At 72.7% G+C, this 13,700-nt stretch carries 10 protein-coding genes; 2 read left to right on the top strand and 8 right to left on the bottom strand.

Going from position 1 to position 13,700, the window contains the following annotated elements:
- Window positions 1-136 precede the first annotated feature (136 nt).
- On the top strand, window positions 137-2,671 hold the full coding sequence (locus QEZ54_RS31645) for a penicillin acylase family protein (RefSeq protein ID WP_281308419.1): 2,535 nt from the start codon (window positions 137-139) through the stop codon (window positions 2,669-2,671).
- A gap of 71 nt (window positions 2,672-2,742) precedes the next feature.
- On the opposite strand, the gene QEZ54_RS31640 is transcribed toward QEZ54_RS31645, so the two are convergent.
- The 5 genes from QEZ54_RS31640 to QEZ54_RS31620 all read right to left on the bottom strand — a co-directional run bounded on the left by QEZ54_RS31640 (window position 2,743) and on the right by QEZ54_RS31620 (window position 9,355).
- Complete coding sequence (locus tag QEZ54_RS31640) at window positions 2,743-3,522, bottom strand: metallophosphoesterase (RefSeq protein WP_281308418.1); 780 nt, start codon at window positions 3,520-3,522, stop codon at window positions 2,743-2,745.
- A 120-nt stretch (window positions 3,523-3,642) separates the two neighbouring features.
- Entirely contained in the window at window positions 3,643-6,579 is a 2,937-nt protein-coding gene (locus QEZ54_RS31635) for a bifunctional [glutamine synthetase] adenylyltransferase/[glutamine synthetase]-adenylyl-L-tyrosine phosphorylase (protein WP_281308454.1), read from the bottom strand.
- Window positions 6,580-6,625: 46 nt separating this feature from the next.
- A complete protein-coding gene (locus QEZ54_RS31630; RefSeq protein WP_281308417.1) occupies window positions 6,626-7,390 on the bottom strand; it encodes a type 1 glutamine amidotransferase in 765 nt (254 codons plus the stop codon).
- 25 nt (window positions 7,391-7,415) lie between these two features.
- Complete coding sequence (locus QEZ54_RS31625; protein WP_281308416.1) at window positions 7,416-8,054, bottom strand: TetR/AcrR family transcriptional regulator; 639 nt, start codon at window positions 8,052-8,054, stop codon at window positions 7,416-7,418.
- Window positions 8,055-8,386: 332 nt separating this feature from the next.
- On the bottom strand, window positions 8,387-9,355 hold the full coding sequence (locus tag QEZ54_RS31620) for an endonuclease/exonuclease/phosphatase family protein (protein ID WP_281308415.1): 969 nt from the start codon (window positions 9,353-9,355) through the stop codon (window positions 8,387-8,389).
- A 79-nt stretch (window positions 9,356-9,434) separates the two neighbouring features.
- Between QEZ54_RS31620 and QEZ54_RS31615 the strand changes: the two genes are divergently transcribed.
- A complete protein-coding gene (locus tag QEZ54_RS31615; RefSeq protein ID WP_281308414.1) occupies window positions 9,435-10,385 on the top strand; it encodes an LD-carboxypeptidase in 951 nt (316 codons plus the stop codon).
- A 75-nt stretch (window positions 10,386-10,460) separates the two neighbouring features.
- Here the strand turns inward: QEZ54_RS31615 and QEZ54_RS31610 are convergent, their stop codons facing one another.
- The 3 genes from QEZ54_RS31610 to cimA form a co-directional block, all read right to left on the bottom strand.
- Window positions 10,461-10,865 carry a hypothetical protein gene (locus QEZ54_RS31610; protein ID WP_281308413.1) on the bottom strand — a complete coding sequence of 135 codons (405 nt, stop codon included), beginning with the start codon at window positions 10,863-10,865 and terminating at the stop codon, window positions 10,461-10,463.
- Between the two features lie 179 nt (window positions 10,866-11,044).
- Window positions 11,045-11,740: a D-Ala-D-Ala carboxypeptidase family metallohydrolase gene (locus QEZ54_RS31605; protein ID WP_281308453.1), complete on the bottom strand. Its 696-nt coding sequence runs from the start codon at window positions 11,738-11,740 to the stop codon at window positions 11,045-11,047.
- 132 nt (window positions 11,741-11,872) lie between these two features.
- A complete protein-coding gene (gene cimA, locus QEZ54_RS31600; protein ID WP_281308412.1) occupies window positions 11,873-13,468 on the bottom strand; it encodes a citramalate synthase in 1,596 nt (531 codons plus the stop codon).
- Window positions 13,469-13,700 lie beyond the last annotated feature (232 nt).

Raw genomic sequence — 13,700 nt, 5'->3', positions numbered from 1 at the left:
GGCCGGAAGCCGTCGCCTGTGCGACACCTGCCCCCACCTGGCACGGAGCGGTTCGGTCAGCCGCGACCGGCCGTACGGGGGATTTCCGTTACCTGGCGGTAACGCTGATCACACCCGGTGCGTAGACTCCGCCAACGTGAAACCCCCACGTACTTTCCTCCGCCGCCTGCGCAAGGTCGCGCTCTGGACCCTCGGGGTGGTGGTGGTCCTCGCCATCGTCGCCACCGGGCTCGGAGTGTGGTCCGTGCGCCGCGCCTTCCCGACCCAGGACGGCACCCTGTCCCTGCCCGGCCTGTCCGCGCCCGTCACCGTGAAGCGCGACGAGTACGGCATTCCGCAGGTGTTCGCGAAGACCTCCGACGACCTGTTCCGGGCGCAGGGCTACCTGCACGCCCAGGACCGGTTCTGGGAGATGGACTTCCGCCGCCACGTCACCGCGGGCCGGATCTCCGAGCTGTTCGGGGAGAGCCAGCTGGAGACGGACAGGTACCTGCGCACCATGGGCTGGCGCCGGGTGGCCGAGCAGGAGGTGGGGCTGCTGTCGCCGCAGGCGCAGCAGGGCCTGAGGGCGTACGCCGACGGCGTGAACGCGTGGCTGGCCGCCAACACCGACCGGCAGGGTGACGGCTTCGCCGCCTCGGGCACGCTGAGCCTGGAGTACAGCATCCTCGGGCTGCAGAACTCCGACTACGTGGTGGAGCCGTGGCAGGCCGCCGACAGCCTCGCCTGGCTCAAGGCGATGGCGTGGGACCTGCGCGGCAACATGGAGACCGAGATCCGCCGGGAGGCGCTGAAGGCGTCGGGGCTGTCGACCGAGCAGGTAGAGCAGCTCTACCCGGCGTACCCGGTGGACCGGAACGTGCCGATCGTGCCCGGCGGTGCCGTGGTGAACGGGGCCTTCGACCAGAACGCCAAGGGTGAGCCGACCACGACGACCCCGAAGGCCGACACCGTGTCGCTGCCCGCGGGCGGGCTGCTGGACCTGGCCGAGGGCCTGGCGAAGCTGCCGGGCCTGATGGGCAACGCCGACGGCGACGGCATCGGCTCGAACTCCTGGGTGATCTCCGGCAAGCGGACCGCGACCGGCAAGCCGATCCTGGCCAACGACCCGCACCTGAGCCCGAGCCAGCCCGGCATCTGGTACCAGATGGGCCTGTTCTGCGAGTGCGGCACCAAGGTCGCCGGCTTCACCTTCTCCGGCGTGCCCGGCGTGGTGATCGGCCACAACGACCGGATCGCGTGGGGCTTCACCAACCTCGACCCCGACGTGATCGACATGTACCTGGAGAAGCTCGACGGCGACAAGGTCGAGGTCGACGGGGTGTGGCAGCCGCTGACCACCCGCCAGGAGGTCATCAAGGTCGCGGGCGGCCAGGACGTGACCATCACGGTCCGGTCCAGCAAGCACGGTCCGCTGCTGTCCGACGCCAGCGACAGCCTGAAGAAGCTGGGCGGGGAGTACGGCCTGGCGATCCGCTGGACCGCGCTGGACCCGGGCCGCACCGCCGACGCGCTGTTCGCGCTGAACAAGGCGAAGGACTGGACCGAGTTCCGGGCCGCCGCGGCGCTGTTCGAGGTGCCCGCGCAGAACATCGTGTACGCCGACGTCGACGGCAACATCGGCTACCAGTCCCCCGGCCGCATCCCGGTGCGGGGCGCGCAGGCCGACGGCCGGTGGTTCGCGCAGGGCTGGGACAGCAGATACGACTGGACCGGTTACATCCCGTTCGCGGAACTGCCCAGCGTGTTCAACCCCGAGCAGGGGTACATCGCCACCGCGAACCAGAAGGTGATCGGCGACCAGTACCAGCACCACCTGACCGACGACTGGAGCTTCGGCTACCGCAGCCAGCGGATCAACGACATGATCCAGGCGAAGTCCGGCATCACGCTGGAGGACGTGCGGCAGATGCAGTTCGACAACCGCAACGGCTTCGCCCCGACGCTGATCCCGGTGCTGCAGGCCGACCAGCGCGGCGGCCGGTCGAAGGTCGAGCAGGACGCGGACAGGCTGCTGCAGGGCTGGGACTTCCAGCAGGGTGAGGACTCGGCGGCCGCGGCGTACTACAACGCGATCTGGCGCAACCTGCTGCTGCTGACCTTCGACGAGATCCCGGCCGACTACACGCCCGACGGCGGCGACCGGTGGTTCGAGGTGGTCAAGGCGCTGCTGGACAAGCCGGACGACGCGTACTGGGACGTGAAGTCCACCCCGACCGTGGAGAAGCGCGACGACATCCTGGTCCGGGCCATGTCGGACGCGGTGAAGGAGCTGGCCGAGGCGCAGGGCGAGGACGTGTCGAAGTGGCGCTGGGGCGCCATGCACACGCTGACGCCGACCCACGCCACGTTCGGCGAGTCGGGCATCGGGCCGATCGAGTGGCTGTTCAACGAGCCCGCGGCCGGGGTGTCCGGCGGCGACTCGATCGTCAACGCGACGGGCTGGAGCGCGGGCGACGGGTACGAGGTCGACGCGGTGCCGTCCATGCGCATGATCGTCAACCTGGCGGACCTGAACGACTCCCGCTGGGTGCAGTTGACGGGCAACTCGGGCCACGCCTTCCACGACAACTACAGCGACCAGTTCGAGCTGTGGCGCACCGGGCGGCTGCTGCCGTTCCGCTTCGGCACCGACCAGGAGACCAAGCAGGTCCTGACGCTCACCCCGTAGCGGCCGCAAGGTTAAGAAGGGCCCCCTCTACATCGCATTGCGATAAGAGGGGGCCCTTCCTTTCGGCCTGGCTAGGTCTGGAGCGGGAGCGGGACGACCAGGCAGGCCGCGCCGAGGGAGATGCCGGTGTCGACGGCCACCGCCAGGCCGTCGGCGTACACGACGGGGGCGCAGACGATCTCCGGGGGCACGCCGAAGGTCTCCGGGATGGTGGAGTGGCCGTGCACGATGCGGCTGCCGCCGAGCTTGGCCAGCAGCTCGCGGGCGTTGTCGGGGCCGCCGGCGGACAGGAATTCGAAGCGGCGGAACAGCAGGCGGGTGTTGCGTCCGAACGTCTCGGCGTCGCGGTCGCGCATGATCTGCCGCACCGCGGCGTTGATCTCGTCGATGGTGGCGCCGAACTCCAGGTAGGCCAGGGTGTCGGCGTGGATGAGCAGGTGGTCGTCGACCAGCGCCACCGCGGGCAGGTCGGCCAGCCAGTCGCAGCGTTCGTCGTCGAGCCCGGCGAGGTCGGCCTCCTGGCCGCCGTTCAGGGCCCAGACGGAGACGATGTCGCGCAGTTCGGTGACGGCGGAGTGGGGCGTGTGCCTGCTGCCGTACAGCAGCATGTCGTGGTTGCCGATGACGCAGCCGACCTGGCCGCCCGCCGCCTGCGCCTCGCCCTGCAGCCGCCGGATCAGGTCGATCACGCCGAGCCCGTCCGGCCCCCGGTCGGTCAGGTCGCCGAGGAACCACAGCCGCGCGTCGCCGCCGGACCACGCCCCGTGCTCGTCGAGCAGGCCCGTGCTCCGCAGCGCCCGGGTCAGCGGCACAAGGTGTCCATGCACGTCACCGACCACATACAGCGTCACGGGGCACACAGTACGCCAGGCGCGTTTCGAAAACGATCACGGCTGGAGCACGGTCGGCGGCGGGTCCGTGTCACCGGGCCACACCTCATGTGGTGTGGGTACACCGCATGAGGTGTGGGCTCACGCGTGGAACAGTCGCTCGACGGCGGCGCGGGCGCGCCGGGTGGTTTTGAGGTATTCGTCCAGGAACTCCCCTGGATCGCCCGCGGCGAGGATGCGGGCCACGCCCGCGAGCTCGTCGCCGTGGCGGGGCAGCTGGTCGACGGCGCGGCCGCGGATCAGCGTCAGCGCGTTGCGCACCCGCGAGCACAGGGTCCAGGCCGTGTCGAGCACCTCGGCGTCCTCGACCGAGACCAGGTCGGCCTCGTGCGCGGCGCGCAGCGCGACCAGCGTGCGGGTGCTGCGCAGGGCGTCGATCTCGTGGCCGTGGCGCAGCTGCCACAGCTGCACGGTCCACTCGACGTCGGCGATGCCGCCCCGGCCCAGCTTGGTGTGGGTGAGCGGGTCGGCGCCCCGGGGCAGCCGCTCGCTCTCCACCCGCGCCTTGATCCGGCGGATCTCGGTGATCTGCTCCCGGCGCAGCCCGTCGACCGGGTAGCGGATCGGGTCGATCAGCGCGGTGAAGCGGTGGGCGAGGTCCGCGTCGCCCGCCACCGGCCGGGCCCGCAGCAGCGCCTGCGCCTCCCATATCTGCGACCACGTGGCGTAGTAGCGCTGGTAGGCGGCCAGGCTGCGCACCAGCGGCCCCTGGCGGCCCTCGGGGCGCAGGTCCGCGTCCACGCCCAGCGGCGGGTCCGGCGCCGGGGCCGACAGCAGGGTGCGCAGCTGCTCGGCGATGGCCAGGGCGACACCGTTGGCCTCGTCGTCACGCATGCCGGGGGCCGGCTCGTACACGAAGAGCACGTCGGCGTCGCTGGGGTAGCTCAGCTCGGCGCCGCCCAGGCGGCCCATGCCGATGATGGTGAAGCGGAACTCCGGCGGCGCCCCGGCGGCCTGGCGGGCCACGGCCAGCGCGGCGCCGAGGGTCGCGTCGGTGAGGTCGGCCAGGCCCTGCCCGACCTCCAGCACGTCGACCGGGCGGGCCGGGGCCAGCTCACCGGCGCCGCTGAGCAGGTCGGCGCAGCCGATGCGGAACAGCTCCCGGCGGCGCATCGCGCGCACGGCGGCCACCGCCGCGCGCGGGTCGGGGTGGCGGGCCGCGGCCGCGGCCAGCCCGTCGCAGAGCGGCTCGCGGATGCGCAGCGCCAGCTCCGTGTCGTCGGCGAGCAGCCGCAGCGCCTCCGGGTCGCGGGTGAGCAGATCGGTGAGGTACCGGGAGCTGTCCAGCACCCGGGCCAGCCGCAGCGCCACCGGGCCCTCGTCGCGCAGCAGCCGCAGGTACCAGGGGGTGCTGCCCATGGTGTCGGAGACCTGCCGGTAGGCCAGCAGCCCGGCGTCGGGGTTGGGTGCGTCGGCGAACTCGGCCAGCAGCACCGGCAGCAGGGTGCGCTGGATCGCGGCGGTGCGCGACACCCCGGCGGTCAGCGCCTCGAGGTGCCGCAGCGCCCCGGCGGGGTCGGCGTAGCCGAGCAGCTCCAGGCGGCGCCGGGCGCCCTCGGCGCGCAGCGACAGGCCGTCGGCCGGCACCCGGGCCACCGCCGCCAGCAGGGGGCGGTAGAGCAGTTTGGCGTGCAGGCGGCGTACCTCGGCGGCGTGGGTGACCCAGTCGGCGCGGAACGCGGCCACCGGGTCGAGCCCGGCCCCCTCGCGGCTGCGGCCGACCCCGAGCGCGGGCTCCTCCCGCTTGTAGTTCATCGCTCGGGCCAGCCAGCGCAGCGCGGCGGTGCCGGCGCCGCCGTCGTCGGCGGGCACCGTGTGGGTACGCCGCAGCCGCTGCAGCTGCAGCCGGTGCTCGACGTTGCGCAGGAACCGGTACGCCTTGCTCAGCGCCTCGCCGTCGCCCCGGCCGACGTAACCGCCCGCGACCAGGGACCGCAGCGCGCGCAGCGAGTTGCCCGAGCGCAGCGACTCGTCACCCCGGCCGTGCACCAGCTGCAGCAGCTGCACCGCGAACTCGATGTCGCGCAGCCCGCCCGGCCCGCGCTTGATCTCGCGCTCGATCTCGTTGCGGGGCACCTGGTCGATGATGCGCCGCCGCATCGCCCGCACGTCCTCGACCGCCTCGGGCCGCTCGGCGGCGTGCCAGACCAGCGGCTGCAGCGCGGCCAGCCACGCCTTGCCCAGCCCCGAGTCCCCCGCCACCGGACGGGCCTTGAGCAGCGCCTGGAACTCCCAGGTACGCGCCCAGCGCTTGTAGTACGCGAGATGACTGGCCAGCGTACGCACCAGTGGCCCGCGCCCGCCCTCGGGCCGCAGCGCCGCGTCCACCGGCCAGGCCACATGCCCGCAGATCTCCATCAGCGCCGCCGCCACGGTCGTGGCCGCGCTCAGATCCTCGTCCTCGGCGGCGACGAAGATGACGTCCACGTCGGAGACGTAATTCAGTTCGTCGCCGCCGCACTTGCCCATCGCGATCACGGCCAGCCGCGGCCGGGTGGCCACCCGCCCCAGCGCGATCCGGTACGCCGCCCGCAGCGTCGCGTCGGCCAGCGCGGTGATCTCGGCCATCGTCGTCTCGACGTCGACCCCGTCGGCCAGGTCGCCCGCCGCGATCCGCAGCAGCCCCCGCTGGTACCCCTGCCGCAGCGCGGGCACGTCGGCCAGCCCGCTGTGCACCTCGTACCGCGGCGGCACGGTGTGGCCGAGCACCTGCCACTGCCCGGCCTGCGCGGCGAGCTGGTCGCCCAGCGCCGACGACGCGCCCAGCACGGTCAGCAGGCGGATGCGCAGGTCCTCGTCGGCGCCGAGCCGCTCGATCACACCAGGTTCGCGTTCGCAGATGCGGTGCAGCTGGCGCAGCGCCAGGTCGGGGTCGGCGGCGCGGCCGAGCTGCTCCAGGATGAGCGCGCCCTCCTCGTCAACGGGCCGCTGCGCGTCGGGGTCCCACAGCCGCAGCCCGCGCAGCAGCGCCACCGGGTCCGGCCCGGTCGCCGCGAGAGTGAAGCCGAACCGTGCCAGCCTGCCGATGCCCGCCACGCGCTCAGGCTATCGGTCGGGCCGGTGCTCAGCCCAGCAGCGGCAGGTCCTTGCGCACGTCCACCTCGGGCGTACGCCCCAGGGCCAGGTCGGCGAAGCGCCGGGCGAACGGCTGCCACACCTCGGCCACGTCGTCCTGCGTCGCCTCGACGCCCGCGATCAGCCCGTCGGGCTGCCAGCCCTGCTCGGTCATCCAGTCGCGGTTGTGCTCGATCCACGCGGCGAACATGTCCAGGTCGCACTCGATGTGGAACTGGGTGCCCCAGGCCCGGTCGCCGAGCCGGAACGCCTGGTGCGGGTAGCGCGGCGACGCCGCGAGCAGGGTCGCCCCGAGCGGCAGCTCGGTGATCTCGTCGAAGTGGTACTGGATCACGTCGGGCGCGAACGGGACCGCCCACCACAGCGGGTCGGACTCGGCCACGTCGCGGCGGGCCACCAGCCGGGCACCGATCTCGGGGCCCATGGTGGACCGCTCGACCGTGCCGCCGTGGGCCTGGGCGAGCAGCTGCCCGCCGAGGCAGATCGCCAGCGTCGGCACCCGGTGCTTGACCGCCTTGCGCAGCAGCCCCTCCAGCTTCGGGAACCAGGGCGCGCCGGGCACCCCGCCGGTCGGGAACGCGTCCTGCTCCCCGCCGAGCACCACGAACGCGGCGTACCCGGTGAGGTCGTCGGGCAGTTCGTCGCCCGCGTGCGGCTTGAGCACGGCCAGCTCCAGGCCTGCCCCGGTCAGCCAGTCGCCGAGCCGGCGCAGGTCGTCGGACGGGTCGTTCTCGATCACCAGTGCGGTCGCCACGCCGACGAGGTTAGCCCAGTGCTGGTCAGGAGCGGCGGGCGGCGGCCTTCTTGGTGACCCGGGAGCGCAGCGCGCGGCGGGCTACCGGCCCCAGCTCGTCGACCATCTCGACCAGCACCGCGAGCTGCTCCAGCGCGGCCATGGCCCGCTGGGCGCCGTCAGGGTCGACCCCTTCGTACAGCTCCAGGCCGATGAACGCGGCCGAGACCGCTCTGGCCAGCCCCGGCACGTCGGCGATCTCGGCGATGGGCGAGCCGGTCAGCACCCGCCGCAGCACGTGCTCGATCTCGACGGTCCACAGGTCGAGCGCCTGCGCGGTGCTCTCGGTGAGCTTCCCGCCGCCCTGCGCCCCGGCGAGCAGCTGCGCCAGCACCGCCACGTTGCCCAGGTCTCGCTCCTCGGTGTGCAGCGCCCGGCCGACGTCGAGCAGCCCGCGCAGTGAGGTGACCGAGGCCAGCCGCTCGCGGTAGGCGCCGACCCGGACCTCGGTGCCGGCCCGGCAGGCGGCGACGAGCAGGTCCTCGACGCTGCCGTAGTGGTAGAAGACCAGCGCCTGGTTGACCCCGGCGGCGGCGGCGATGGTGCGCGCAGACGCACCGGCGATGCCGTGGTCGCGCAGCGTGGCCATGGCCCCGTCGAGCAGCCGCTGCTTCGTGTCCGACATCGTTCCCCCTCCTGCCCCGACCAGCGTAGGCAGGGGTCCCGAACGGCGCCGGCCACCCCCCGTTGCCAATGTGGCCGGCGCCGTTCGAAGTCTGGAATCCGACTCGGACGCGAAGACTTTCGCGCACGGGTCTGACAGAAAACGACATCGGCCGCCATCGGCGTCGGGACAGGGCCGCGAGCCGCTCCGTCGAAGCGATCACCCTCGACGATAGCCCTCTTTGAGCGATCGCTCAAGCCCGCCGCGGGGGCGCGGGGTCCGTGCAGTTTCGGGGAAGTTGCAGGAATCTTGGACCGGATTCGAGCACTTTCCCCGAAACTGCACAGGCACGATCAGGGGAGGACGAGCTCGGCCAGGACGGGGCGGTGGTCGCTGCCGCGCAGGGACAGGACGTGGTAGTCGCGGATGCCCACCCGCCGGTCGGCCAGCACCCGGTCCAGCACCACCGGCGGGATCCGGTCCCCGTCGTACGGCCCCCACGTGCCGATCAGCCCGTGCCCGGTGACGTCCGCCGCGTCCCGGTAGCCCGTGTCGATCAGGTCGCGGATGAAGTGGTGGTCCAGTGTGGCGTTGAAGTCGCCCAGCAGCACCCGCAGCGGCCCGTCCGGGGTGGCCCGCTGCTGGTCGGCGTAGCTGTCCCGCCACGGCGGCACCGCCACCTCGGTCGACGGCGCGGTGGGGTGCATCGACTCCAGCGCGACCTGCTGCCCGCCCGGCATGGTCAGCACCGCCTTGGCCTGCCCGAAGTTCCACGGGTTCAGCCGCATCCCGTCGTCGCGCAGCGGATACCGCGCGAACAGCCCCGAGCCGCCCACGTTGCCCTCCGGATAGGTCACCCAGTACGGCAGTTCGTCGCGCAGCCCGGCCGCGGTGAGCTCGTCCACGAAGCTCGGCGTCATCTCCTGCAGCGCCAGCACGTCCACCCGCTGCTCGCGCACCAGCGCCACCAGCCCCTTGGAACTGGCCGACCCGGCCAGCACGTTGGCGGTCAGCACCCGCAGCGCCGGTCCCTTCGCCCCGGCCAGCGCATCGCCGTCGGCGGTCATCCGAGGCAGCACCACCGCCGCCAGCAGCAGCACGACCAGTGCCGCGGCGGCCGCGGCCGCCCAGCGCCGCCACACCAGCAGCCCGACCAGGGGCACCAGCGCCCCGAGCGCGACGTACGGGGTGAACGCGATCAACTGCGTCATCGGGTACCACTCGTCCGAGCCGGTCAGGCGCAGCAGCGCCCATACCGCGCCGGGCAGCACCAGCAGCCACGGCAGCACGGACCGTACGGTGAACCGCAATATGCTCCGCATGGGCTCGGACTCTAATGATCGTTGCCGCGCCGCGGGGGCGGGCTTTGTGAAGGTTCTGTGCGCGCTAGGCTCTGCGGCCATGACCGACCTGGCCGCCCCCGCCCCCACCACCCCCACGCTGCACCCGGACCGGCTGCGCCCCGGCGACACGGTGGCGCTGGTGTCCCCGTCTGGGCCGGTGCCCGCCGAGCGGGTGGAGGCGGCGGTGTCGGTGCTGACCGGCTGGGGGCTGCGCCCGCACGTGTACCCGCACGTGCTGGCCCGGCACGGCTACCTCGGCGGCACCGACGAGCAGCGCCTCGACGACCTGAACGCGGCCCTGTCCGACCACCGGATGCGGGCGGTGCTGTGCACGCGCGGCGGCTACGGCGCCCAGCGCATCGTCGACGGCCTCGACCTCGACGCGGTCCGCCGCGACCCGAAGCTGGTGCTGGGCTTCTCCGACATCACCTCGCTGCACCTGGCGCTGTGGCAGGGCGCCCGGCTGGCCACGGTGCACGGACCGGTCGCGGCCCAGTTCGACAAGGGGCCCGACTCGCTGACGGCGCGGGGCGCCCGGCACGCCCTGATGACCGGCGAACCGGTGCTGGTCGAGGCGGACCCGGCCGAGGACACCCACCCGGTGCGCACGTCCGGCCGGGCCGAGGGCGTGCTGCTCGGCGGCAACCTGTCGCTGCTGGCCAGCACCCTGGGCACGCCGCACCTGCCGGACCTGACCGGGGCGGTCCTGCTGCTGGAGGACGTGGGCGAGGTGCCGTACCGCGTCGACCGGATGCTGACCCACCTGCGCCGCAGCGGCGTGCTCGACCGCGTCGCCGGGATCGCCGTGGGCCAGTTCACCGACTGCGCCGACGGCTGGCCGGTCAGCGTCGCCGACGTGCTCGCCGAGCGCCTGACCGGGCTCGGCCTGCCGGTGCTCGGCGGCCTGCCGATCGGCCACGGTGCCCAGCACACCGCGGTGCCGCTGGGCACCCGGGCCGTGCTCGACGTGGACGCGGGCACGCTCACCGTCGCCGCGGCGGCGGCCTGACCTCGCGCACCGGTCAGGCGGCGGCCGCAACCGGGTCGGCGGTGCCGACCGGAGCACGGCGGCGGGCGGGAGCGGTCAGCTGTTCAGCGAAGTCAGCACCATCAGCGCCGGGATGGGCGTGACCAGCAGGCCGACGGCCCAGCCGACGAGCAGGCCGACGCCGAGGCTGTCGCGCTTGACGATGCGTGTGATGCCGTACACCAGCACCGTCATGCCCAGCACCAGCTGGCTGAGCAGACCGGTGGCGATGTAGGCCGACTCCAGGTCGGAGTCGTAGTAGTAGCCGTCGCCGGGGCGGGCGAAGGCGAGCGCCGCGAGGGTCGCGGCACCGACGGTGGCCGCGTGGCCGAGCGCGGCGATTCCGGCGCCGCGCCACATCCGGCGGGCACGGTACTGGTCGGGGCTCATCGCGGGGGCCGGGCCGGGCTGGACCGCCACGGCGGCCGGGCTGTCCGGCGCCCGGTAGGGGTTGTCGAGCATGGGGTGCCGCCTCCGTCCCGGGCCGTGCGGGGAGCCCGTGGCACGCAGCGTAGCGCCACGGGCGACGGGCTCGGCTTCGGCTGATCCGGTGGGGTCCGGACCGGCGCGGGCGGTCGTCCGGCAGCGGCGCTGCTGCCGGACGACCGGGTCAGGCGGTGCGGTTCAGGCGCGGACGCAGGTCAGAAGCACTGCGAGGCGGACCAGAAGCGGCTGGACCGGATGTCGGCGTGGACGTGGTCGCCGTGGTCGGGGTAGCCGGGGCCGAGGATCCCGTTGAAGCCGTGGTAGCGGGCCTGCTTGGCCATGGTGCACAGCGAGTGCGCCCCGGCGCCGAGGTCGGCGCTGTTGCCGTACAGGTGCTGGCTGTCGGAGGCGCCGCCGACGGCGGCGTTGCAGGCCTGGCTGCGGAAGCCCGAGGTGACGCGGATGGGCTGGTCGCCCAGCGCGTGCCGCAGCGCCTCCAGGCGCCACATCACCTTGAGCGCGTTGGCCTTGGCGGTGGCGGCCGAGACGTTGCCGCCGGCCCACGTGCTGTTGCAGGTGTTCAGCTCGGAGTAGGCGAAGTGGATCGGGGTGCAGTCGTCGTCCTGCAGCGAGTAGATCTTGTTGTACGTCTGCGGTCCGGCGATGCCGTCGGCGCCCAGGCCGTACGCCGACTGGAAGCGGGTCACCGCGTCCTTGGTCGCCTGGCCGAAGATGCCGTCGATGACCATGAAGCCGCCGTAGCCGGGGTAACCCGCGACGCGGATCTGGAGCTGGCGCACGTCCTCGCCGGAGGTGCCGGTGGACAGGTTGCGGGTCCAGGTGTAGCAGCCGTCGGCGAAGGCGGGGGTGCCGCCGACGACGACGGCGGCCGTCGAGCCGACGGCCGCCATCACGATCACGGTCAGTGCCCGGATAAGGGCTTTTCTGAGGGTACGAGGGGGCATGGCGAAACCTTGCCAACCACGTACGTCGATGTCAAGTCCTTACATGAACTGATGAGTTCATGAAGTAAACTTGCACGCTCAGTGGCCGGAGCGCACCCGCCGGTCACCCCCCGCCGCGGTCACGCCGTACGCCAGCGCGTCGACCAGCGCCCGCCAGCTCGCCTCGACCACGTTCTCGTGCACGCCGACCGTGGTCCAGTCGCGGCCGTCGGCGTCCACCGTCTCGACCAGCACCCGGGTCACCGCCTCGGTGCCGTGCGACCCGGCCAGGATGCGCACCTTGTAGTCGGCCAGCTCCAGCCCCGCCAGCTGCGGATAGTGCCGCGCCAGCGACTGGCGCAGCGCCTGGTCCAGCGCGTTCACCGGGCCGTTGCCCTCGGCGGTGGCGATCACCCGCTCGCCGCGTACGCGCAGCTTCACGGTCGCCTCGCTCACCACCGCCCCGTCCTCGCGGTGCTCCACGATCACCCGGTACGACTCCAGCGTGAACGGCGTGGTCTGCTCCCCCAGCGACTGGCGCACCAGCAGCTCGAACGACGCGTCGGCCGCCTCGAACGACCAGCCCGCCGCCTCCAGCTCCTTGACCCGGTTGGTGACCTTCGACAGGGTCTCCGGGTGGCCGGCCAGGTCCAGCCCGAGCTCTCGGCTCTTGAGCTCGATGCTGGCCCGGCCGGCCATCTCGGTGACGAGGATCGTCATGTCGTTGCCGACCACCGCGGGATCCACGTGGTTGTAGAGCGCGGGGTCGACTTTGATCGCACTCGCGTGCAGCCCCGCCTTGTGGGCGAAGGCGGCGGACCCGACGTAGGCCTGGTGGGTGTCGGGTGCGATGTTGGCGATCTCGGCGATGGCGTGCGAGACGTGCGCCATCTGTTCCAGGCAGCCCTCCGGTAGGACGGTCATGCCGAGCTTCAGTTGCAGGTTGGCCGTGATGGCGAAGATGTCGGCGTTGCCGGGGCGCTCGCCGTAGCCGTTCGCGGTGCCCTGCACGTGCCGTACGCCCGCCTCCACCGCGGCGAGGGTGTTGGCGACGGCGCACGCGGTGTCGTTCTGGGCGTGCATGCCGAGCAGGTCGGGCTCGATGCCCAGGCGCCCGCACAGCGCCTCGATCGCCCGGCCGACCTGCGAGGGCAGCATGCCGCCGTTGGTGTCGCACAGGACCACCCGCTCGGCGCCGGCGTCCAGGGCGGTGCGCACCACCGAGGCGGTGTAGTCGGGGTCGAAGCGGAAGCCGTCGAAGAAGTGCTCGCAGTCGACGAAGACGCGGCGGCCGTGCCCGCGCAGGTGGGTCACGCTGTCGCGGACCATGGCCAGGTTCTCCTCCAGCGTGGTGCGCAGCGCGCGCTCCACGTGGCGCCGGTCGGACTTGGCGACCAGGCACACCACCGGGGTGTTCGCGGCCAGCAGGCCCGCGATCTGCGCGTCCTGCTCGACCGGGGTGCCCGCCTTGCGGGTGGAGCCGAACGCGACCAGCACCGCGTGCTTGAGCTGCAACTCGGTCTGCGCGCGGGCGAAGAACTCGGTGTCCTTGGGCACGGCGCCGGGCCAGCCGCCCTCGATGAAGCCGACGCCGAACTGATCGAGCAGCCGCGCCACGGCGAGTTTGTCGGCCACCGAGTACGTGATGCCCTCGCGCTGTGCCCCGTCGCGCAGCGTGGTGTCGAAGATCTGCATGATGTCGCTCCTCCTAGAGCCGCATGCGGGAAACGCCTGATTCCGAACTGACCCGGCAAAACAAAAGACCCCCCGCGGGTCGCGGGAGGTCTGCGCGTCGGCGGTGCCTGAGACTTCAGGCGATGCCGGCGCGCTCGCTGCGAATAATCAGTACGAGGTGGATCACGCTCGGTAGCGTCCCACTTTTGCGACGCTCAGGCCAGCAAGCTCCCGCGATTCGGGACAACGTGGC

Source organism: Catellatospora sp. KI3 (assembly GCF_029948125.1).
GTDB lineage: Bacteria > Actinomycetota > Actinomycetes > Mycobacteriales > Micromonosporaceae > Catellatospora.
The sequence above is the reverse complement of the archived record's forward strand: the minus strand, read 5'-3'. Positions and strand labels throughout refer to the sequence as shown.

Excerpts from the sequence above, each read along its gene's own strand:
- QEZ54_RS31625 (WP_281308416.1), bottom strand. The coding sequence starts at position 8,054 with ATGTCGGACACGAAGCAGCGGCTGCTCGACGGGGCCATGGCCACGCTG.
- QEZ54_RS31620 (WP_281308415.1), bottom strand. The coding sequence starts at position 9,355 with ATGCGGAGCATATTGCGGTTCACCGTACGGTCCGTGCTGCCGTGGCTG.
- QEZ54_RS31615 (WP_281308414.1), top strand. The coding sequence starts at position 9,435 with ATGACCGACCTGGCCGCCCCCGCCCCCACCACCCCCACGCTGCACCCG.
- QEZ54_RS31610 (WP_281308413.1), bottom strand. The coding sequence starts at position 10,865 with ATGCTCGACAACCCCTACCGGGCGCCGGACAGCCCGGCCGCCGTGGCG.
- QEZ54_RS31605 (WP_281308453.1), bottom strand. The coding sequence starts at position 11,740 with ATGGCGGCCGTCGGCTCGACGGCCGCCGTCGTCGTCGGCGGCACCCCC.
- cimA (WP_281308412.1), bottom strand. The coding sequence starts at position 13,468 with ATGCAGATCTTCGACACCACGCTGCGCGACGGGGCACAGCGCGAGGGC.